Raw genomic sequence first — 22,256 nt, 5'->3', positions numbered from 1 at the left:
TTTCTGGCTCTTATGCTTTAATCACTTTCTGACATTTGCACAGGAAAACAGTTCGTCAACTTTATTAAACACCTCTTCTCTTAGCAACAAAGTTCGTTTTAATTACATGGTCCTTAATATGCCTGTGAATAAAAACACAGACAAAACCATGGCCTTAGGAGGTTTGCATTATCAAGTACCTATTACTAAAAACATTTATGGAGGAACCAATGTACATGCTGCTCTGTTTGGAGATCAAGGTGGATTGTTTGCTTTAGGACTAGAATTAGGAACCTTTCAAAAAATACATTCTAATCTTTATTTAGATGCCAACATCAATTTTGGTGGTGGTGGTGGTTATAGAAATTTAATCAATAAAGGAGCTTTTGTCAATCCCAACATTGGTATAGCTTATCATTTTCCTAAACTACACTTAGGAGTTCAATTTAGTCACTTTAACTTTTACACAGGAAGTATTAAAAGTAATGCTTTGTCTTTTTATGTAGAAGTTCCTACAAATTTAGTTGTTAGTACTTATAGTAGTAGAAATAAAATAGTTTCTGTTGCTAAAAACACAGCTCCTAAATCTAAAGTTAAAAGGAGTGCTTTTGTCATAAAACTAGATCAATATTTTCCTTTTGGAAAAACAAGAAAAGATGCAGAGCAACATAATGAGCTATTAAGAAACACCTTAAACTTGGTTGGTTTTGAATATCAGAAATATATTAACTACAATAGTTTTTTGTTTCTTCATACAGATGCTATGTATAAAGGGTTGGTGGCTGGTTTTATGGATGTGTTTGGTGGAATTGGATATGAACCTGTACAAAATAAGCACATCAGTATTTTTACCAAATTAGGAATTGGAGCGGCTGGTGGGAGAATTAGAGCCGAAGGTGGAGCAACCATATATCCTTCTTTTGGAATAGATTATCATTTAACTAAAAAAACATCTTTATTTGCTCATGCAGGTTACACTAGAGCATTGGATGGTTTTTTTGAAGCATATACCTTAGGTGGAGGAATAAAATTTAATAGTTTTTCTTCAGGTAGAATTAACAACTATACTGCTCAAAAGCCAACCAAAATAAAAACTACAGGAGTTAGAATAAGCCTACAACATCAAACTTATTTTAAGCTAAGTAGAATGATTCGTGAACCTTTGGATTTACATTTATTGGCTTTGCAAGTTAATTACGACATCAACACCTATTTGTATTTGGTAGGACAAGCCGCTTTTGCCTACGAGTCTACTTATAAAGGTACAGACAAACAAAGTGAATTAGGAGCTGGAGGATATGCAGACGGAATGGTTGGATTCGGATTCTATTCTCCTATATTTGCAAAAGAAAAAATTCAGCTATTTACAGAGCTTTTAACAGGAGCTGGTGGAGGTGCTGGAATTGATACTGGAGAAGGAATTATTATAAAAGCCAAGATAGGTGGTTATGTTCGTTTAAACGATCAGCTTTCCATTATAGCATCGGCAGGAAAAGTAGTATCGCCTTCTTTTAACATCAATTCAAACAATATAAACATCGGGTTAAGTGTAGATTTTTCATCACTTAGCTCCCTATTTAATAAATAATTAAGAGATGAATAACGGATTGTACGCAAAATTTAACACCTCTAAAGGTGAAATTTTAGTAAACTTAGAGTTTGAAAAAACTCCTGGAACAGTAGGAAACTTTGTTGCTTTGGCAGAAGGAAACATGGAAAACGAAGCTAAGCCACAAGGGAAACCTTATTACGATGGATTAAAATTCCACCGTGTGATTGCTGACTTTATGATTCAAGGAGGATGTCCTCAAGGAACGGGAACAGGAAACCCTGGTTATAGTTTTGATGATGAGATTGTAGCTGAATTAAAGCACGATGCTCCAGGAAAATTATCTATGGCAAACGCAGGACCTGGAACAAACGGTTCTCAATTCTTTATTACACATACCGCTACTCCATGGTTAGATGGTAAGCACACTGTTTTTGGAAGTGTTGTAAAAGGACAAGACATTGTTGATTTAATTGAACAAGGTGATGAAATTGAATCTTTAGAAATTGTTCGTGTAGGAGAAGCTGCTGAAAAATTTAACGCTATTGAATCTTTTAGAACTTTTGAAGGATCTAGAGAAGCAAATTTAAAAGCAGAAGCGGAAGCTCGTGAATTAGAGTTAGAAAAATTAGCTGCTGGGTACGAAAAAACAGCTAGCGGATTAAGATATAAAATTATTCAAGCAGGAAACTCTGGAGTAAAAGCTACTAAAGGACAACAAGTATCTGTACACTACAAAGGACAATTACCTGATGGAACTGTTTTTGATTCTTCTTACAAAAGAAATCAACCTATTGATTTTGCCATTGGTGTAGGTCAGGTAATTTCTGGATGGGACGAAGGAATTCAATTATTAGAAGTTGGAGACAAAGCTCGTTTGGTAATTCCTTCTGATTTAGGATATGGATCTAGAGGTGCTGGAGGAGTAATTCCACCAAATGCAACTTTAGTATTTGATGTAGAATTGGTAAAAGTAAAATAAGTACCTACTTATTTCTCAATATTTAAAAACCCTTTGTGAAAACAAAGGGTTTTCTTATTTTTAAATCTATCCTAAACTTATTTACAGTGAACCCTAAAGTTGACGAACATATTATCAAGGCTAAAAATTGGCAAGAAGAATTACAAGCTTTAAGAAATATACTTTTAGATTGTACATTAACAGAAACCTATAAATGGAAACATCCTTGTTATATGTATAAGCAGAATAACCTTGTTATTTTAGGAGGTTTTAAAGAGTATTGTAGTCTTAACTTTTTTAAAGGAGCTTTGCTTAAAGACTCTAACAATCTACTTGTAAAACCAGGAGAAAATTCACAATCTAGCCGTATTATTCAATTTACGAGTGTGCAACAAATACAAGAACTAAAGGCTGTTTTAAAAGCTTATATTTTTGAAGCTATAGAAGTAGAAAAAGCAGGATTAAAAGTAGCTTTAAAAACAGTAACAGATTATGAGGTTCCTGAAGAATTAGTACATGAATTTAACAACAACACTGCTTTAGAAAAAGCTTTTTATACCTTAACTCCTGGAAGACAAAAAGGATACCTCCTATTTTTTTCTGGAGCAAAACAAAGTAAAACTAGAACAAGTAGAATTCTAAAATACATTTCCAAAATTTTAGAAGGCAAAGGAATACATGATTGTACCTGTGGGCTTTCCAAAAAAATGCCCAATTGCGATGGATCACACAAACAACTAGCATAAAAAAAGGGCTTCATAAATTATGAAGCCCTTTTTTTATAGAATATAGTTTTTTTAAAACAATCTAAACCTACCTCCTATTAACAAAGTTCCTTGTAGAAAAGTAAAATCTTGTGAAGCAGAATCTGATTTACTTTGAGTTGTTCTAATATCAGACATATTAATATACCCCGCTCTTAAATCTGTTTGAATAAAAAAGTGTTTATAAATTACAAAGTTAAAACCTAATTGAGCATGCATTCCGTATCCTGATACATGGAAATCATCATGTCTTTCCTTACCTAACAAGGTTGAATTTGTTTTTGGCAACAAAAATCCAGCACCTAATCCTTCGGTTAAATTAATCACAAAATTTTCGGTTTGAATTCCAAAACTGCTGCTAATATCATCAAATCTATTTACTGATAGGTGAATGTAGTTTAATCCATCTGTATGTTCAAATTGTAAAAAATCTTCGGTTTGCTTAATTCCATTATTTACAAAAGGAGAAACAGCTCCATTTGCACCTACAACACCATAACTAGGATCTATTTCACCATCTATAGTTAACCACTGGTCTTGTACGGTTACGTATTTCATATGATCTAATCCTAATACAATACTATAATTTTCACTAAAGAAGTACCCTATTGCAGTATTTGTTTGTGGCAATGTAACATTTCCTGGGTTTAAATATTTGTTAGCCGAAAAAGGAATCTGTTTATCTGTAGCCACCACATCTTTTAAGGTAAAATTATAATCATCTCCTTTAAACGTAATATCCGAAGAAGAATACGCTGCTCTGTTCCATCCCCAATAAGCATAAAACTTTCCTTTGTTCTTTAATTTTGTTTCTTGTGCTTGTATAACAACCGTGAATAAAGCCATCAACAAAAAAAGTCTTGTATTTTTCATGAATTATATAAGTATATTTGATTTTTAAAAAGTTGGACAAATTTAGCAAATACAAATGAGTAATAGTTTTAAAAACATAGAAGATATTACAAAGCACAAACCTCTTATTTTGTTTGATGGAGTTTGTAATTTATGTAACAACTCTGTACAACTTGTAATTAAAAACGATTCCAAAAATATTTTTGTTTTTTCTACATTACAAAACCCAGCCGTAATTGCTTATTTGGCTAGTAAAGGTGATCAATACAATAATATTGATTCTGTTATGTTAGTAAGCAATTCTAAAATTTACACAAAATCTAGCGCTGCCTTAACCATTGCTAAACACTTAAAGGGATGGTACCCTGCACTGTATCTATTTTATGTGATTCCCAAACCTATTCGTGATTTTGTATATGATGTAATTGCTAGAAACAGATATAAATGGTTTGGTAAAAAAGACAACTGTATGATTCCAACTCCCGAATTAAAAAATAAATTTTTATAAGCCCGTTTTTATTGCATATCCTACTTTATCAACTATTTTTGTCGAAAATTAATTTTTGATGGATAAATTAAAACAACGTTGGGGCTTAACATCTAACTGGGAAATATTGGCTATTCTTGTTGCTTTTAGCATTAATGGTTCTTTTGCAGCTTTTATTGTTAGACCTGCATTAGCTTTGGTAGGTATAACTAAAGCCAACTTAAACATTGTTGTTTTTTATATTTTATACATAGTTCCTGTATTTTTAGTGTATCAGTTTACCTTGCCTTATGTAGGTTGGCTTGTAGGTCAATACAAATTCTTTAAAAACATGCAGGATAAAATGATGAAAAGAATGAAATTTAAATTTTAGTTTCTTTTTTATCAAAACACAAACTAAGTACATAAGTAATTGTAAACGTAGGGACTATATCTGTAAAAGGTAATATTTCTTCTACAAAACCAACTACAGCCATATATTTAGACACTTTGTTTTTATATAATTTCATCAATATAAAAGAAGACAAAGGAGCCCATACCACATCTATAAACTCTCCTAATTCTGGAACTAAATAAGATAGCATTCCTAGTGCATCTAACAGAATACTTAGCAGTAATTTTATATATTTAGATTTCATGAAGTTAAAGTATATAAAAGATGGAGTTTAACCAACTTATTGACAAAATTGATCTTCTTAAAAAGATTCCGCTCAAAGGTATAGAAGCTCATAGAGAATTAGCTCCTTTTAGTAGACCTACTTTTACAAAGTATCAAATTCCCGAAAACGCAAGAAAAGCAGGAGTACTTATGCTTTTATATCCTGATGAAAACAATAATACAAATATTTTGTTAACCAAAAGGGCTAGTTACAAAGGCACACACAGCAGTCAAATTAGTTTTCCTGGAGGTAAAAAAGAAATTACCGATATCAATTTACAAGAAACGGCACTTAGAGAAACCTTTGAAGAAGTGGGGATTGCTAAAAACCAAATTATGGTTTTAAAACAGCTTACCACAATTTACATTCCTCCTAGCAATTTTTCTGTAAATCCGTATTTAGGAATTCTTAAAAACACTCCCGAATTTATGATCAATCACGAGGTAGATGAAATCATTCATTTCCCAGTAAACAACCTACTAGATCCAAAAAAAATAGCTACCTTTAAATCCGCTACTTCTTATGCTAAAAACATAGAAATTCCCTGTTTTGTATTTAATCATCATAGAATTTGGGGAGCTACCGCTATGATTCTTAATGAAGCTAAAGAAGTACTAAAAACACTGTAATTAGGAACAAATTATTGTAAATTTGTTGCTCACAAAAAAAATAATAATTAAAATACAAATGAGCTTATTTAAAAAAAACCCTTTTGGGCAATACCTTTTTTTAAAAAGAATAATCATCAGTATCATTGGAATTGTTTCTTACAGAAGATATAACGGTTTTAATAAATTAAAAATTGAAGGTTCTGAAATACTAAAAGACCTTCCAGAAAGAAATGTGTTATTCATTTCTAACCACCAAACTTACTTTGCTGATGTTGCTGCTATGTATCATGTATTTTATGCTACACTAAATGGTAGAGATAATAGTTTAAAAAGATGGACATATTTACTACGACCAAAATTAAACCTGTATTATATTGCTGCATTAGAAACTATGAAAGCTGGTTTGCTTCCTAAAATTTTTGCTTATGTTGGTTCTATTTCTATTGAAAGAACATGGAGAGCTGCAGGTAAGGATGTAAAAAGACAAGTAAAAATGTCTGACATCACAAATATTAAAAAAGCTTTAGATGATGGTTGGGTAATTACATTTCCGCAAGGAACTACCAAACCATTTAACCCAGTGCGTAGAGGTACTGCTCATTTAATTAAAACCTATCAGCCTATTGTTGTACCTATTGTTATTGACGGTTTTAGACGTTCTTTTGACAAAAAAGGATTGTTGATTAAAAAACGTGGAATTTTACAATCTATGGTAATTAAACAACCTTTAGAAATTGATTATGAAAAAGAAGATGCTAACGATATTCTTAAAAAAATTGAATTTGCTATAGAGCAACACCCTTCTTTCTTAAAAGTGATTTCTGTAGAAGAATATGCCGAACAAGAAAGAAAGTTAAACAAACAAAGAGAGTTTTGGAGTTCTGACAAGGAAGATGAATAAGCTAATTAAATTAGCTGCATATACTTTCCTAATTCATATAACACTAAACTCTATCAGAAGATTATAAACAATAAAAAAAAGACAGCCAAATGGCTGTCTTTTTTATTGTCTGTAAATATATATACAGCGCTTAATTATATACCTCTGTTTCTTTTAAAGTAATTAAACTAACAGCTTTAGAAACTGTTGTTATTATAGTGGTTGTGGTATTGTTAACCTCATCTACAATAGTTTCTGTGGTAATTTCACCATCATTATCGGTAGCAGGAGTAATGCTTTCGGATACATTAACATCACCTATTTCTTTATCTGCAATTACAGTTACTTTTTTAGTATGGTTTATTGTTAAGCCTAAACTATTTTTAACACTTATTTTATTTCCATCAATATCTGTATTATTTGCTTCTACTACATAGGTTGTTGTTTCTTTAGTTTTAGTAACAGTACCTGTTTCCGCATTGGTAGTGTTTTCTTCTGAACCTATTACATAATTAATTTTGTATTTTCCTTCTACAGCTGGATTTGTTCCTGCAGGTACAAAAGCAGTAGATTCGTCTGTTGACGAAACATAATAATTTACAGGGTTATTTTCTTCTTGATAGTGAATAACTAAATCTGTTTCTCTATAAATATTAATAGTTGTTGGAACCGTAACACTTTTATAACCAGACAATGTATTATTTGCGTTAGAAGGTGCAGCCACATTGATTGTATAAACAGGCACCAACGACACTTGAGGCAATTCTTTTTCCTCTGTAGTACAACTAACTACAAGTAATATTAAAATTAGTTTTAATGTATTTAAAAAGTATTTCATTTTTCTGTTTTTTTAGAACACCTCTTTTAAATTTATCAATATAAAAGAGGTGTTTAATTAATTTGTTTAAGGTCTGTCGTTAACAATTAATAAATCAAAATTATCTAACCACAACTTTTGAACTTGTGTAGCACCTTGATCTACATTGGTAATATTAATATCAAGTCTACCATCTGCTATGGCAGGTAACTCTACAGCCGGTAAGTTTAATTGAACCCACTTTCCTTTTTCTACAGTGCTAATATCAAAATTAAAAGTAGCATCTACATTTGTTGTACAGTTGTATTGTATTGTAGACATTGTAGTTGCTGGATCTATATACACCCATACACTTGGAATAAATTTACCTGCCGGTATTGGACTTAATGTTTTAAATGCAGATCCTTGTAATCTTGCTAAATTAGGGATACCTGTACTTGGAGTTTCAAATTTTAAAGAACTATTTCCTTCATAAGCTAACTCTGTATCTCTCCAATAATACAATGGTCCCGCTTCTGAGTTACCATTGTGCTGAGCAAAATATACTCCTTTATTCATGTTAGCAAACTTATACTGATTTCCTGAACCTCCATATTCAGATTCATACCCTGTAAAATCAGTTATATTCATCACTCCTTCATATTCTGATGTTTTAATGGTAGTGGTTATAGGATCAAAACTCTCTAATGATCTTCCGTCTACCGAAATAATTCCATCAGTATCTTTTGCATTAGCATCTGTATACGAGATTGTAAACGTATCTGTATTGTATACTTGCTCCGCTAATGTTAACTCTATAATTGTTGCATCATCAGCATTTAAAGCCACAGAGGAAACAGCTATATTTTGATAAAATCCACTATCTGTATTCACAACATTAACTGTAAATTTATCTTCTTGCCCATCAAACAATTCTACTTCTCCTGTTACAGGAAAACTAATTATTCCTTCTTTTGATATTTTTAATCCTGCGTTATACGCAAATGGCTTAGTAGAGGGTAATACCTTTATTTTTAAAGGGATTAACTTAGCAATATCTTTAGTAGGCCCTACATCACTTGTTCTTCTTGATATAAAATGAGCTGTATAATATTCATCATCTGCTGTAAGTTTATTATATGCTACCTCTATTGTTTCTTTAGAACTAACTTCGGGTTTTCCTCCGTTGGTTGTCCATCTAGTTCCATCTACCTCTCCAATAGTTGACAAATCTTCGAACATTAATTTTTCTCCTGCTTCAATAGACACCTCAGCCCAAGTATCAATATTTTCTAGACTTGGTTGATCTTCTTCCTCAACAAATAAAATTTCAGTATATGGATTTGCTTCATCTACAATGGTAGGTCCCGTAGGATCTTCGGGGTTGGTTATAAAATTTTGTTTGTAAACTTTACAAGTTGGTACAGGGTCTGGAAAAACCTTTACTTTAAAAATAGTATCAACCACTGTGCTTGTTATAGATTTTGAGACCAACTCTCCTCCTACTTCAAAAGACCTAGTATACGTTACTGGTTCTTTAAACTCTGTTCTTAATTTCACTTCAAATTCTCCAGCTTCGGGAAAGTAAACGTTTACCAATTCATCTGCTGATTTGGTTCCTGAATTTGGAATAACAAAAGAGCTATAAATTGTATCGCTTTCAGTAAACTTTTGGTTTAAAAATTTAGCTGAACTAGGAATTGTCCATTCTCTATTTTTCTCACCTACTGATACATCAAATAAACCAACATATTGATTGATATTAATTTCTTTATTTGATTCTCTATAAGTTTCTCTATTTCCACCTGTGTACCATTGAAAACTAGAATAATCTCCGTTTAAATCTCCATATACAGATACGTCTTCGTCTGAACAGCTGGTTGTAAAAGCCAACAGCACACATAATAGTCCTGTAATTAATTTTATATTTTTCTTCATAATCTCTTAGTTTACTTGTTGGTTATACAACGTTTCTTCGTTAGGTAATGGCAAGTAGGCATGTACAGATTCTAAATAATTAGCTGCTGCATCATTAAACTCAATTTCAGGAGTGTTGTTGTTAGCAGTTGGTCCTACACCCGTCTGTATTTTGCTTCCTTTACCTGTAGTTCCATCTTCTTTTGTAAAAGAATAATCTACTACCTGGTAATCTCTTGATGCCAAATCTGTAAAACGTTGTTTGGTTATTCCCCATCTTCTTAAATCAATAGCTCTTTCTGCATACCCTTCTAAAGACAACTCTAAAGGCCTTTCTATATACATTAAGTGTTCCATTAATGTTGTTTTATCATAAGCTACATCATCATAAGAACTAGAACCATCATCGGCACCTAATAGCAATAATCCCCAACGGCTTCTAATCTCGTTAATGTATTTTAACGCTTCTGTAATATTATCTTGTTCAATATAACACTCTGCCAACATTAAGTAAGCATCTGCTAAACGATACACCACTAAGTTTTTACCAGACTGCCACGCTGTAGACAACATTTCATCTTCGTGACTAACCACATCATGATTGGTTAATTTTTTAAAATAGGCAAAAACATCCTTACTAAAACTAACGTCTTCATAAGCAGGAGTTTTTCCATAATAGCTAGACTCCTCATCGTTAACTACCTGAATCATTTGCGCACATCTTAGAGGCACACTTCTTAATTGATTTCCTTCTTTAAAGTTTCTAGAATCATTTAAATTCATAGGTTCGTTAGAATATTCAAAAGTTAACCAGGCTGTTGGGTTAAAGTATTTTGGACCTCCTATTGATCCTCCTTTATTTGCTGGTGTTGTATACCTTGCCCATCTTGTAGTATAAGCCTCTTCATCCCAACTATCCCCATTAGAGTTAATCAAACGTTGATGTACATCTGTATAATTTATTTCGAATAACGTTTCTTTGTTAAAATCTCCTGCATGTGTAAACAACGTTTTTACAGCTTCTCCTTTAAGTAATTCAAATCCGTAAGGTCCTTCTATTACATCTTTTAACAAAGGAACTGCCTTGTCGTATTCTTCTGTATATAAATAACTTTTGGCAAAAATCATGGCTGCCAATCCCTTACTAACTCTAGAAGGTTGATTTTGAGTTGCAGGTAAATTATCATAAGCATATTCAAAATCTTTTCTAAAAAACTCTAAAACTTTGGCAGATGATGATGTTGGTTTAGAATAATCCTCTAAACTCTCAGGTATTTCATCTCTAATGATTATTTCTCCTTGATTGTAGTTAGAGTGTAAGTAAAAATGCATTAACCCTCTTAAAAAACGAGCCTCTGCCATTTGTGTGGTCCATGCTTCTTGACTTTTAAAAGTTTCTGACATACCGTTTAACCCTGTTATAACTTGGTTTGCTCTCCAAATTACACGATACATTCCTGCCCAGCTTTTAAAATAATGATTATCTACCGTATTTGTAAATGCTTGTGCGTGCCATGCATAGGTTTCTGAGTTTTGTCTGCTTCGCAAGTTTGAAAATGCTATATCACCTCTAAGAGCCTCATTGTCAACAGACCAAATGTATTGATTTAACAATCCGTTATAAACAGATGTTAAGTTTTCATTAGAATCCTCTAAATCCTGCCAATATAGTTCTGATGAAACTTCATTTGGATTGATTTCTTCTAAGTAATCGTCACAAGATTGCAACGTCGTTGTTATCACCAAAAAAGGGATAATGTATTTTATATATCTTTTCATCTTGTTTCGTTTAAAATTTAACATTTAATCCAACAGTGTACAATGAAGCTAATGGATATCTAGATAAATCTAAACCTCTTCTTGCTACATTTCCTCCAACCTCTGGATCATAACCTGTATATTTTGTAATGGTCAATGGGTTTTGAGCTGTAAAAAATAATCTTAAGCTACTTAGACCTATATCTTCACAAGTTGTTTGTGAAAAATTATAACCTAATGTTGCCAGTTTTAAACGTATATAGTCTCCACTTTCAACCCAATAATCGTTATTTGGTAAATAGTTATTAGTACCAAAATCTCTTAAAATTGGAATATTAGATGTTGGATTATCTTTAGACCACATGTCTAATAAATCTTTGTGCCTACCTTTGGTATAAGCTTCAATTTTATTACCATTTATAATTTCTGACCCTACAGAAGCGTACCAGTTCATAGACAAATCAAAACCTTTATAGGTCCATTGCATATTCCAACCTAATTCAAAATCAGGCAATGCACTTCCTGCATAATGCCTATCATCATTATCGATTTTACCATTTTTATTATAATCAACAATTTCAATATCCCCCATTTTTGCATCAGGCTTAATTTCTTGATAAGCTGCCAAACGCTCTTCGCTATTAATAGCTCCGTTAGTTTTGTACAAGAAATAAGCTCCTGCTTCGTATCCTTCTGCAAAAACAGTAATTGGAGTAGAATTTATGTTAGATTGCGTGTTATAAATAGTTGATTGTCCTGCTGTACTAGTTACCTCATTTGTATTTCTAGTAAACACTAAACTTGTAGATAATTTACTTTTTTGAATATTTGTTCTATATTTTAAAGCTATTTCCAAACCTTGATTGGTCATGTTTCCTACATTTAAAATACTATTTAAATTATTTCCGTCATAAGCACCTGCAGAACTTGGAGTTCTTACAGGAAACAGCATATCTTCATTACTAGATTTATAAACATCTGCAGTAACAATCAATTTGTTTCTCCATAAACTCATATCAAAACCAATATTTGTTTCTGTTTTTGTCTCCCATTTTACCTGAGGGTTTGCATAGGTATATACAGCAGATCCAAATGTTAATTGATTGTCTGTAGGATCAAAAATATAATTCGCATTGGTACGTATGGTACTTTGATATTCATAATTTCCAAATCGGTTGTTTCCTACAGTACCTCTACCCGCTCTAATTTTAAAATTATTAATGGTTCCTTTTAAGTCTTTCCAAAAAGGTTCATCAGATACGTTCCACCCCATAGTAATTGATGGAAATATCCCCCATTGATTCTCTGGGCTAAATTTGGAAGAACCATCTCTTCTTACCACTCCTGATAACAAATATTTGTCTTTGTATCCGTAGGTTACTCTACCAACAAAACCAACTTGTGTACTATTATAATAAATTTCTGAATCGGCTACAGGATTGATACTTGCACCGTCTAACACACGAATATCATTATTTAGGACACCTTCTTTTCTTGCTGAAAAACCTCTATATCCTTCTTCTTTGATTGCAAAAATTGCTTGTGCTCCAAAATTATGATCCTCAATTTTTTTCTTATAGCTAAGTCCTATATCTCCTGATAATGTAGATCTTCTAGATGCAGATGTAGTTACATTACTTTTCGTTGGATCTGTTTCTGTAGGATCTCCGTTTAAATAAACAATTGAATATTGAGGTAAAAACTGATCTCTATAAGTATTGGTAATAGCTGTACCCAAAGTAGCAGACATACTTAAATCTTTTGTTAATTGTCTTGTAACTCCTATACTTGCATTAATTCTCTCACTAGTACTATTGTCTTTCTTTTTTAATGCCTGTGCCAACAATTCCAATGGAGTTCTTACTCCCCCATCACCACTTTCTGTAGAGTATACAACATCTGAACTAGGATCTACAATTGGATATAGTGGTGAATAACGTTGTGCATTTGTTATTAAGTTGTTTCCTACTCTATCTCTTTTTTCTGTAGTAAAAGCGATACTAGATCTTACCTTCCAATTCTTTTTATTATAGTTTGCAGAAATACGTCCATTTACTCTTTGAAAACCAGAATTTATCAACGTTCCTTCTTGATTAAAATAACCACCTACTGCGTTGTAAGAAAACTCTTTAGTTCCTCCAGAAACATTTAAAGTGTGTTGTTGCGTAGCTGCATGTTCTACCAATACATAATCATTAAAAGTATTATCATTATTTAACCACTCTGGAGTTCTAATAGGACCTGGAACAAAAGTAGAAGCACCATTATCTAACTGTGTTAAACCAAAAAATAGTTCATCTTTAGCATTCATTAAAGAAATTCCTTTCCCTAAATCTTGAATACCATATTTTGAGTTTAGGGTAATGCTCATTTTTCCTTCTTTTCCTTGCTTGGTAGTTACCAAAATAACTCCTCCTGCTCCTTCTGTACCATAAATAGCTGCAGAGGCTGCATCTTTTAAAATATCAATAGTTTCAATTTCATTTGGACTTAACCCTGGATTACCTTGTTGAGCTATTCCATCTACAACCCATAACGGCTCATTGGAACCAATTAATGAAGTTACCCCTCTTATTTGTATACTAGCGGTTTCTCCTGGCTCTCCACTTGCTGCAGTTACATTTACCCCTGTAACTTGACCTTGTAAAGCTGAAGACACATCTGTCGTTACAAATTGTTCTATTTCTTCAGATTTTACTTGTGCTACAGCTCCTGTTACTTCTTTTTTCTTTTGAGTTCCATATCCAACAACAACAACTTCATCTAATTGCTCTTGACTTGGATCTAAAATTACATTAAGCACATTACCTGTAATTGTTGTACTTTTAGGAGTCATTCCCAAATAAGTAAATTGCAAAACATCTCCTTTTTTTGCCTTGATTACATATTGACCATCAAAATCTGTTGTCGTTACCTCCTTAGTACCTAGTTTTTGTATTGTTGCTCCAATTAAAGGTAATCCATCACCAGAGCTAGTTACGACTCCTGATACGGTTCCTTGAGCGTATGCTTTTCCTTGAAAACACACTACAGATAAAAACAGAATAAGAAATACTTTTCTTAAGACTGTTCTTACATTTATAGTTCTATTTTTCTTCATTTAAATTAGTTTTAGTTTTTATAGTTTTAATTTGGTTAGTAAATGAAACTCCGCAAGAAGATTTCTTTTTTTGTTAGATTTTTGTTCATAGTTTTAATTAAATTCAGATTTACATATTTAGAGTTATTAACACAAAAGCGCTTATTTATTTAACAATTTAAAAATAAAAAAGCACTAAAAACGAAATAAACACTATATTAAACATAAAATATTATCATATTCACAATATTAAAAGCTATCTATGTTTATAACATACTCTTCTGTAAATAATTTGTATTCATCCGTACATAAAATCACTTTCATACTATAAAACAACAAATTACAAAGAACACATCTTACAAATATGATTATTTGGTATAAAAAAACAGGATATAGCACCTTGTGCTATATCCTGTTTTAACATTCTTTTTATAAAACAATATGTCCTTAAACTAAAAAGCTCTATTATAAATAATAGAGCTTTTAATTGTTTTATGTATTATGTTATTAATTATAAATTTCTTTTTCTACAAATAATAATTTATACTTAAATGTTTCATCTATCGTTTTTGTAATCGTTACAGTTGTTTTGTTTGTTTCTGTATCAATACTTGTTTCTGTTTTGGTTACTAGCGAAATAACATTAGGTGTTTCATATTTAGTTTCTACTACTACTCCTTCGGTATCAGAACTTGTTGTATTTCGAACAGTTGTTGTTGTAGTTACCTTTATTGTGTTTAACATCAATCCTTCTATAGCTACATCAGCCGTAACAGCATTTGACATTGCCGTTCTGTTAAAATAAAGAGAATAATTGTTTGTTATCATTTCTGTACCAGTAACTCCTCCTTTATTAATAGGATTGGTAACTTCTGTGGTCAATTTAATATCATATACATCAGCATCTGTAGTATCTTCAATGTAAGGTACTTCAAATTTACTTGCTGTTGAAGTTGTATTAAAAATAATTGTTAAATCTTTATTCTTAAACAACTGTAATTTATATGGTACAAACCTATTGTCGTATTCGTTTTTCAAGAATTTTTCTTCATCAGTAGCTATTGCGGGGTCTTGTTCTACATCAAAAGTTGGATTGATATCTAATTCTGAAGATATATCAAAAGCACTATAAACAGGTACTAATTCTAAATTTTCTTTTTCCCATCCTGTTTCTTTTTCACAACTAAGTGTTAAAAACACTAAAGCTATTAAATTTATATATTTGATTGCTTGTTTCATTTTATATTTTTTAGAACCTCTAAACCATATTAAATAGTTTAGAGGTTTTGTTTAATTTTATCTTTGTTCTACAGGTACCATAGATATATCATCTACATACATAGTTGCAGATGTACTAATAACATCTACCTTATTAATTTGAAAAACTAATTTATCATTATTTGTATTATCGTAATCAGCTAAAGTAACTTCTTGGTTTAACTTAACCCATTCTCCCTTTTTTACTCCTGTTAAATCCCATTTAACAGATTTAAAAGTAGTTCCTTGAAAATTTGTTAGCAGCGTATTCAAATCAGAATCAACATCAATCCATACATTTATAGAAAAATTATAGGTACCTGCTACAATTTTAAGTTCTGTAGCACTTGTTCCTTGTACTTTAATTTTATTATCCATTGAAGAAACATCAGCTTCACTAAATTTTAAACTATTCGTGCCTGTATTTGCAAAAGAAGAACTGTAAGACCATTGATCTGGGTGTTGTATAAACCACTCCGATCCTCCTAATTCAAAACCATAATAATCTGAATCCAAAAGTTCATCTGTAAAACGTACAGTTTGATCTGTAAAAGCAAGTAAATCTCTTTCATCTGCAGATACAATGGTTGTAGCACCTACAATATAAGAAACTTTAATATCGTCCGTATTATAAATATCCGAAGCTAAAGTTAATTCTATAGTTGCTTTATTTGTAGAGCTTACTTGAGCTTTAGTAACTGTAATATCACTATCAAAACTAGCTGCAGTATTTGTTACGTGTACATTAAAGTTAGCTTCTTGATCTGTAAAAGCCTTTAATTCTCCACTAACATCAAAACTAATTTTATTAGACTCCAATCTAACAACACTTTCTTCTATTATATTAAAAGGCTTAGATGATTTGTTTACTATAATTTTTAAGGGAATATCTAATACTTGTGACTCTGCTTTAGGAACTGTTTTATCATCTCCATCTCTACTTACAGATAGAGATCCAGCTTCAAATTCTCCTAATTTTAAATAATCAAAAACAACATTTTTTGTACCAGAAGCTGTCTTTTGATTTGATCCTGGCGATTTCCAACTATTTGCATTTGGACGTCCAATAGTAGTAATATCTTCATAAATTAAAGATTCACCAGCTTCTATATTAATAACTCCATCTGCAGGTATCAGCTCTTTTGCAGAGTTGTACAACTCCGTTTTAACTCCTAAGTCATCTTCTTTAGAAATTTTGACTGCAGGTTTTAAACTATCATAAACATCTACTTTCCAAATATTCTTAAGTTCATACACATCTCCTTTTTTAACAGATTCAATTTTTACTTTTCCATTAAACGTTACAGGACTATCAAAAGTATTTACCATTTTAACCTCATTAATTCCTGGTTTTAAAAACAATATATGTGCAGGTTTAGATGTTGACACAGTGCCTAAATCATTATTGATAAAAGGAATTAAATTCTTATCACTTGTTTTAAAATTTGGATTTAAAAATTTGTCCTCTTTTTCGATAATCCATTCGTGAGATATTGCATTTTGAGACAAATCTATAAATGAAATATAATCTCCTTTATTTATTCCAAAATTTATATCTGAAGTTGTATTTGCATAATTATATTCGGAGGTTGACCAAGTAGCATCATTAAATTTTGCTAAAGAATTTACTTCATCATTATTACAACCTACAAGAAATGCTACGATTGAAATAATTTGTATTATTTTTTTAATATTTTTCATCTTGCTTCAATTATTAGTTTAATAATGGATTTCTTAAAATCTCATTTAAAGGAATAGGGTAATAATTATTTAATGCTGGAGTATAATTATCTGCTGCAACATCATATTCATAATCTATGATATTTAACTCTGTAGCAGTTCCAGGGTTTACATTTAAAATTTCTCCGTTTTTAATAGTTCCTGTTTTACCTGTTTTTTCTCCAGTATCAGCATCTCGTTTATCATAATCATAATTTTGAGCGTAATACGTTGCATTTGATAACCTGTTAAAGTTTTCCTTTATAATCCCCCATCTTCTTAAATCTATCCAACGTATTGCATGACCTTCTACAGATAATTCTAATGGTTTTTCAACATACATTAACCTATTCATTAGTGTTTCTTGAGTATAATCAACATAGTCCACATCAATAACCCCATCATTATCTTTGTCAGATTCAAAAGTTGCATCAGGCCAATCAGTATCTGGCATTCCTATTAGTTGAAGAGCCCATCTATGTCTTATTTTATTGATTAATTTTAAAGCTCCATTTAAATCTCCAGTTTGAATTAAACATTCAGCCTGCATTAAATACACTTCTGCCAATCTGTTTACAACAACATTAGAACCCGCACTTCTTGTTCCTCTAGGATCGGTGTTATTAAATTCAATATATTTTTTATAGTAACCAAATCCAAAACCTCCATTTTGAATTTTAATACCTTCTGTTGTTTTTTTACCTCCAAAATCTGTTAATTCATCATTTACAATAGCTGCCATAGAAGATGCTCTTAAAGATACTGGTCTTATAATGGTACCTCCTGTTCCTGGTTCTGTATATACGTTTCTAGAATCTGCTAAATCTAATTCTTCTGATTTGTAAGCGTATATCATCCAAACGGGCATAAAGAAACCTGACGATCCTGTTGAATTAAAAGATAATTGATTAGACATTTTTCCTGCATCAAAAACTTTTAAACTCTGTCTATGCTCTGTATTGTAGGCTAATTCAAATATAGATTCCTTATTAAACTCTCCTGCTGGAGTAAAAATTAAAGAAGGATCCGTTACTAATTCAAAAGGGCCATTATCTATAACATCTTCAAAATACGTCATAGCCTGTGAGTAGTCTCCAGTTGCACTTGGACCATCTGTAGCCTCATATAAGTATGATGTTCCTAAAGCTGTAGCTGCTGCCCATTTTGTTGCACTTCCTAAATAATCTTTATCATATTCTTCAGGTAAATTCTCATAAGCATATAATAAGTCTTCTCTAAAAAAGTCTCTTACCTCTGCAGATGATGATAGCTCTTTACCAAAACCAGTTGTAACATTAGGAATTTCTTTTCTAATAATTACATTACCGTTATTGTATGTAGAGTGTAAATAGAAATGCATTAATCCTCTAAAGAATCTAGCTTGTGCCACTTGTGCTGTCCAAGACTCTAATGAATCTTCTGTTAAAGTAGCTTCTAATCCTTCTAGACCTTCTAGTACTTGATTTGCATAATAAATAGTTGCATAACATGCATCCCATTTAGCAGATATAAATTCATTGTTATTTGTATATGTTTGATAATAGTAAGGTAAATTCCCTTGGTTTGTAGGGGTTGGCCTACCAAATCCTGGATATCCCATATCCGATCTCCAAGCTTCTTGCATAACTCCTAGTAAATTTTCATCTAATAAAGAATTATAAACTGAGTTTAAACCTTTTTGCGTATCCGATAAATTATCCCAACGTACCTGTGGTTGGTTTGGGTTTATTTCTGTTAATGATTCGTCTGAACATGACAATAAACCAAATAACATAAAAACCACTATAATGTTTTTAAAAGTCAAATATTTCATGATAATTGTTTTTATTTATTAAAAGTTTAGATTTAATCCTAACATATAAGTAGCTGTAATAGGATATGTTCCTTTATCTAATCCTCTACTTTGAATTCTACCTCCTACTGCAGGATTATAACCTGTATACTTAGTAAATGTTAACGGATTTTGAGCTGTAGCATAAATCCTAAATCTAGAAATCCCTCCTAATTTTTCTAAAATAGATTTAGATAGACTATACCCTACAGTAACTGCTTTTAATCTTAAGTAACTACCATCTTCTAACCATAAATCTGTATTTCCATTATAATTGTAATGGTTTTTGATTTGATTTTTAAAAGAAGGAATTGAACTAGTAGGGTTAACCTCTGACCACTGATTGATTAAATCTGCATGTCTTCCATATCCAAACGCTGTAGCCTTAGAACCATTCATTATTTCCTGTCCTAATGCAGCATACCAGTTCATAGAAAAATCAAAACTTTTATAGCTTGCATTTAAATTATACCCTAATTCATACTTAGGCAATCCGCTACCTCTATAAGTTCTATCGTCATTAGTAATTTGTCCATCGTTATTGGTGTCAACTATAACAAGGTCTCCCATACTCGCTTGAGGATTAATTTTTTGATAATCTGCTAATTCTTCACTTGTATTTATAACACCATCTGTAGTATAAATAAAGAAAGCTCCAGCTTCATAACCTTTAGCAATAGCAGTTACTTGAGACTGATCTCTAGCTCCTGAAATTAAACCTGAGTCATCCATTAAAGTAAATCTTCCAAACCCATCTAACTTGGTAATTACATTCTTATTAGTTGTAAAAGTACCACTCATGTTTAACTTCACATTTCCTATGTTTGTTTTGTATTTAGTTGCTAGTTCAAGTCCTTTGTTAGTCATGTTACCAACGTTTAATATAATTCCTGAATTATTAATAGCTCCTGTAGATCCAGACAATGTTATAGGAAACAACATATCACTATTGGTTTTGTGATAATATTCTGCTGTAAAAGTTACTTTATTTTTAAAGAAACTAAGATCTACACCTAAATTTGATTGTATAGATGTTTCCCATTTTAAATCTTTATTAGCATAACCGTTTTGAATATTTCCATTGGTTAGATTATCACTTCCAGAACGTCCATATGCATATTGGTATTCTGTTAAAAATGTTTGCTGATAAATGTAATCTCCCACTCTTTGGTTCCCTACTTTACCATAAGAAGCTCTAATTCTAAAGTTATTTACAACCGATTTGTAATCATCCCAAAAACCTTCATCAGATACATTCCAAGCAAAAGATGCTGAAGGGAATAAAGCAGATCTTGAATCTACATTAAATCGAGAAGAAGCATCACGTCTTATACTTGAGCTAAATATATATTTCCCTTGATAATTGTATTGTAAACGGTATAATAAACCAAAAGTTTTACTTATATAATCATTTCCAGACTCTACCGTATAATTTAAAGTTGTACCATTTAAAACTTTAATATCGTTGTTAGTTACACCAGACCCACCAGCAGAAAATCTTTCTGTTGTGTACTTTTCATAAGTAGCTCCTAAAGTCATAGCAATTCTATGATCTTTATTGATATTAAACTTGTAGTTAGAAAAAATACTAAATGTATTGTTTATCTTTTTCTGAGCATTATTTCCGACACCACTACTTCTTGATTGACTAATTTCTTCTCCTGTAACAGCATTTATTACTTGTTGATAAGGTCTGAAACTATGTCCATAATCATAATCTGAAGACATTCCATATCTAGACGTAAGTGATAAGTTATCTGTAAATTTATAAACCGCACTAAATGTAGTATTTGCATTTAATGAATTAATCGTGTTTTCATTTCTAAAACTATTAATTGCAGATTGTAAATTATTTCCATTACTACCACCTGTAGTAAAAATAACATCGTTTAAACTTACATCTTCAACATCAATATTTAAAGGAGAGTATTTAATAATTTGAGAAGTTAACCCCCCTGGAGATTTATGATTCTCTTCATTTGTAATAGCTACAATTGCTTTAATATCCCATTTTCCTTTTTGATATCCTGTGTTTGCTCTAATATTAAAACGTTGGAAATCTGAACCTACAATAGTTCCTTTTTGTCTATAAAAACCTGCCGTAACATTGTAATTAATTTCTTTACCTCCTCCTGAAATAGTTAATGAGTGATTTTGTGTAGGACGGCTATTTAAAATAACATTTCCAAATAAATCTGAATCATTTAAGTATGCAGATTTAAACATGTTAAACCCAAGATTTAATTGATCATCAGCCAAACCTAATCCATCAGAATTACGTTTTTGTAACATAATAGAATACAATTGCTCGTTTGCATTCATTAAACGAGTAGGTGTTCCATTAATTACCTGAATACCATAACTAGAATTTAAAGTAACTTTTAAAGCTCCTTCTTTACCTTGTTTGGTTGTTATTAAAATAACCCCTCCGGCTCCTCTTGTACCGTAAATAGCTGTAGAGGCAGCATCTTTTAAAATATCTAGACTTTCAATTACATTAGGCGGAATTCTAGGGTTTCCCTCTTGCATTACTCCATCTACAACATACAAAGGTTCGTTGCTCCCAGTTAATGAAGTAATTCCACGAATTAAAATATCTGAATCTCCCCCAGGTTCTCCACTATCAACAACATTTACTCCAGACACTTGTCCTTGTATAGCACTTCCTAAATCGGATGTAACAATGTTTTCTATATCTTCCGCTTTTACTCTAGCTACAGCTCCTGTTATTTCTTTTTTCTTTACAGTTCCATAACCTACAACAATAACTTCATCTAACTGTTCTTGACTTGGATCTAGTATTACATTTAACACATTCCCTTTAATTGTTAACGTTTTAGAAGTCATTCCTAAATAAGTAAACTGTAAAATATCTCCTTGGGTTGCTTTTATTACATATTGTCCATCAAAATCAGTAGTTGTTACAGCCTTAGTTCCTAGTTTTTGTACAGTAGCACCAATTAAAGGCAATCCATCAGCTGAACTTGTAATTACACCTGTTACAGTTTCTTGAGCGTATGCTTTTCCTTTAAAACACACTACGGATAAAAATAGAATAAGAAATACTCTTCTTAATACTGTTCTTACTTTTATAGTTCTATTTTTCTTCATTTAAATTAGTTTTAGTTTTTATGATTTCATCTTGGTTACATTATCA

The 22,256-nt window shown here is 31.5% G+C and carries 17 protein-coding genes; 7 read left to right on the top strand and 10 right to left on the bottom strand.

All coding sequences use genetic code 11. The features are described 5' to 3' along the window. Nucleotides 1-118: 118 nt before the first annotated feature. The 3 genes from GGR97_RS02120 (at nucleotide 119) to GGR97_RS02110 (ending at nucleotide 3,235) form a co-directional block, all read left to right on the top strand. Nucleotides 119-1,567: a hypothetical protein gene (locus GGR97_RS02120; RefSeq protein ID WP_167896778.1), complete on the top strand. Its 1,449-nt coding sequence runs from the start codon at nucleotides 119-121 to the stop codon at nucleotides 1,565-1,567. Between the two features lie 7 nt (nucleotides 1,568-1,574). Beyond that, entirely contained in the window at nucleotides 1,575-2,510 is a 936-nt protein-coding gene (locus tag GGR97_RS02115; protein WP_167896777.1) for a peptidylprolyl isomerase, read from the top strand. An 86-nt stretch (nucleotides 2,511-2,596) separates the two neighbouring features. Then, the gene (locus GGR97_RS02110) at nucleotides 2,597-3,235 is read left to right on the top strand and encodes a DUF1801 domain-containing protein (RefSeq protein ID WP_167896776.1); all 639 of its coding nucleotides are present in this window, start codon (nucleotides 2,597-2,599) and stop codon (nucleotides 3,233-3,235) included. Between the two features lie 51 nt (nucleotides 3,236-3,286). Here GGR97_RS02110 and GGR97_RS02105 read toward each other — a convergent pair whose 3' ends face one another. Continuing rightward, on the bottom strand, nucleotides 3,287-4,126 hold the full coding sequence (locus GGR97_RS02105; RefSeq protein WP_209272306.1) for a hypothetical protein: 840 nt from the start codon (nucleotides 4,124-4,126) through the stop codon (nucleotides 3,287-3,289). A 55-nt stretch (nucleotides 4,127-4,181) separates the two neighbouring features. On the opposite strand from GGR97_RS02105, the gene GGR97_RS02100 reads away from it, so the two are divergent. Both GGR97_RS02100 and GGR97_RS02095 read left to right on the top strand, forming a co-directional pair. Then, nucleotides 4,182-4,613, top strand: a complete 432-nt coding sequence (locus GGR97_RS02100) for a thiol-disulfide oxidoreductase DCC family protein (protein WP_167896775.1) — start codon at nucleotides 4,182-4,184, stop codon at nucleotides 4,611-4,613. Between the two features lie 58 nt (nucleotides 4,614-4,671). Continuing rightward, complete coding sequence (locus tag GGR97_RS02095) at nucleotides 4,672-4,965, top strand: DUF6787 family protein (RefSeq protein ID WP_167896774.1); 294 nt, start codon at nucleotides 4,672-4,674, stop codon at nucleotides 4,963-4,965. On the opposite strand, the gene GGR97_RS02090 is transcribed toward GGR97_RS02095, so the two are convergent. Further along, nucleotides 4,955-5,230, bottom strand: a complete 276-nt coding sequence (locus GGR97_RS02090; RefSeq protein ID WP_167896773.1) for a hypothetical protein — start codon at nucleotides 5,228-5,230, stop codon at nucleotides 4,955-4,957. The genes GGR97_RS02095 and GGR97_RS02090 overlap by 11 nt on opposite strands. 20 nt (nucleotides 5,231-5,250) lie before the next feature. On the opposite strand from GGR97_RS02090, the gene GGR97_RS02085 reads away from it, so the two are divergent. Both GGR97_RS02085 and GGR97_RS02080 read left to right on the top strand, forming a co-directional pair. Beyond that, complete coding sequence (locus GGR97_RS02085; protein WP_167896772.1) at nucleotides 5,251-5,880, top strand: NUDIX hydrolase; 630 nt, start codon at nucleotides 5,251-5,253, stop codon at nucleotides 5,878-5,880. A 58-nt stretch (nucleotides 5,881-5,938) separates the two neighbouring features. After that, nucleotides 5,939-6,763, top strand: coding sequence for a lysophospholipid acyltransferase family protein (locus tag GGR97_RS02080; protein ID WP_167896771.1), 825 nt, complete (start codon nucleotides 5,939-5,941; stop codon nucleotides 6,761-6,763). A gap of 130 nt (nucleotides 6,764-6,893) precedes the next feature. Here the strand turns inward: GGR97_RS02080 and GGR97_RS02075 are convergent, their stop codons facing one another. The 8 genes from GGR97_RS02075 to GGR97_RS02040 form a co-directional block, all read right to left on the bottom strand. Further along, entirely contained in the window at nucleotides 6,894-7,580 is a 687-nt protein-coding gene (locus tag GGR97_RS02075) for a hypothetical protein (protein WP_167896770.1), read from the bottom strand. A 66-nt stretch (nucleotides 7,581-7,646) separates the two neighbouring features. Then, the gene (locus tag GGR97_RS02070) at nucleotides 7,647-9,476 is read right to left on the bottom strand and encodes a SwmB domain-containing protein (RefSeq protein ID WP_167896769.1); all 1,830 of its coding nucleotides are present in this window, start codon (nucleotides 9,474-9,476) and stop codon (nucleotides 7,647-7,649) included. 6 nt (nucleotides 9,477-9,482) lie between these two features. Beyond that, the gene (locus tag GGR97_RS02065; protein ID WP_245229436.1) at nucleotides 9,483-11,234 is read right to left on the bottom strand and encodes a RagB/SusD family nutrient uptake outer membrane protein; all 1,752 of its coding nucleotides are present in this window, start codon (nucleotides 11,232-11,234) and stop codon (nucleotides 9,483-9,485) included. Between the two features lie 10 nt (nucleotides 11,235-11,244). Continuing rightward, on the bottom strand, nucleotides 11,245-14,313 hold the full coding sequence (locus GGR97_RS02060; RefSeq protein ID WP_167896767.1) for a SusC/RagA family TonB-linked outer membrane protein: 3,069 nt from the start codon (nucleotides 14,311-14,313) through the stop codon (nucleotides 11,245-11,247). Nucleotides 14,314-14,799: 486 nt separating this feature from the next. After that, entirely contained in the window at nucleotides 14,800-15,531 is a 732-nt protein-coding gene (locus tag GGR97_RS02055) for a hypothetical protein (RefSeq protein ID WP_167896766.1), read from the bottom strand. A gap of 57 nt (nucleotides 15,532-15,588) precedes the next feature. Next, on the bottom strand, nucleotides 15,589-17,250 hold the full coding sequence (locus GGR97_RS02050; protein WP_167896765.1) for a hypothetical protein: 1,662 nt from the start codon (nucleotides 17,248-17,250) through the stop codon (nucleotides 15,589-15,591). A gap of 13 nt (nucleotides 17,251-17,263) precedes the next feature. Next, nucleotides 17,264-19,081, bottom strand: coding sequence for a RagB/SusD family nutrient uptake outer membrane protein (locus GGR97_RS02045; protein ID WP_167896764.1), 1,818 nt, complete (start codon nucleotides 19,079-19,081; stop codon nucleotides 17,264-17,266). A gap of 18 nt (nucleotides 19,082-19,099) precedes the next feature. Further along, nucleotides 19,100-22,210, bottom strand: coding sequence for a SusC/RagA family TonB-linked outer membrane protein (locus tag GGR97_RS02040; protein ID WP_167896763.1), 3,111 nt, complete (start codon nucleotides 22,208-22,210; stop codon nucleotides 19,100-19,102). Between the last annotated feature and the right edge of the window lie 46 nt (nucleotides 22,211-22,256).

The organism is Wenyingzhuangia aestuarii, assembly GCF_011927765.1.
Classification (GTDB): Bacteria; Bacteroidota; Bacteroidia; order Flavobacteriales; family Flavobacteriaceae; genus Wenyingzhuangia; species Wenyingzhuangia aestuarii.
This window is presented reverse-complemented; position numbering and strand designations above follow the sequence as displayed.